This window comes from Bradyrhizobium algeriense, assembly GCF_003062295.1.
GTDB classification, from domain to species: Bacteria; Pseudomonadota; Alphaproteobacteria; order Rhizobiales; family Xanthobacteraceae; genus Bradyrhizobium; species Bradyrhizobium algeriense.
Genome location: NZ_PYCN01000170.1, coordinates 1 through 786, shown reverse-complemented (window position 1 = coordinate 786; position 786 = coordinate 1). Strand labels below are relative to the sequence as shown.

Below are 786 nucleotides of genomic sequence, written 5' to 3'. Positions count from 1 at the left end.
GTCAGTGGCGTTTCGAGACGCGCGAGAGTTGGGTGACTGGCTAGCCAGGCATCACGACAACAGTAGCGAGCTTTGGGTCCAGATCTTCAAGGCCGGTTCTGGCCGTCCGTCCGTCACTTGGACTGACTGTGTTGTCGAGGGACGTTGGTGCATAATTGAGAGGTGGGCCGCATGCACCCCTTAGCCCTGGGGTTCAGACGAGGCGCTGGGATACTGGCATGCCAAGGCTGGTCATGATGTTGATGACCTTGCAGCCGACCGCAGCTTCGGCCTTTTGCATAGACAGAGTCCGGGCGTGGAGGCGGCGACCAATCAGGGTTTTGTAGCGCATCATTGCCACCTCGCCCAAGGACCGCCAGCCATAGTTGACCGCCTTCTGCCAGCCGCGCCGACCCCGCGCATGGATCATCTGGAGGTGCCGGTCTCGCTGGGTGGGCGCTGTCTCGGCCGAATTGCTCGGCACTGCCGTTGAGCGTGGTGGGATGATCACCGCCGCAGCAGGATCCCGCTCGGCGATGGTACGGTAGACGGGCTCGCCATCATATGCGCCATCAGCCGTGACCGAAGTGATTGGGCTTGAGATCTGATCCAACAAGGGACCGACCTGTGAGGCATCACCGTCTTCGGTGGTCGTCAGCTCTGAGGCGAGGATCTCGCCGGTATCAGGATCAATGGCCCGGTGGAGCTTGCGCCACGTCCGACAGCCTTAGCCGCCGTACTTCTCACGCTGCCATTCGCCAGCGCCGAACACCTTCAGGCCAGTCGAGTCGATCACCCCGTTCGCCG

At 62.1% G+C, this 786-nt stretch carries 1 pseudogene; it reads right to left on the bottom strand.

Annotation, left to right across the window (positions count from 1 at the left end):
• Positions 1-193 precede the first annotated feature (193 nt).
• Positions 194-786, bottom strand: a pseudogene (locus C7G61_RS42925) (IS5 family transposase); the annotation flags it as partial.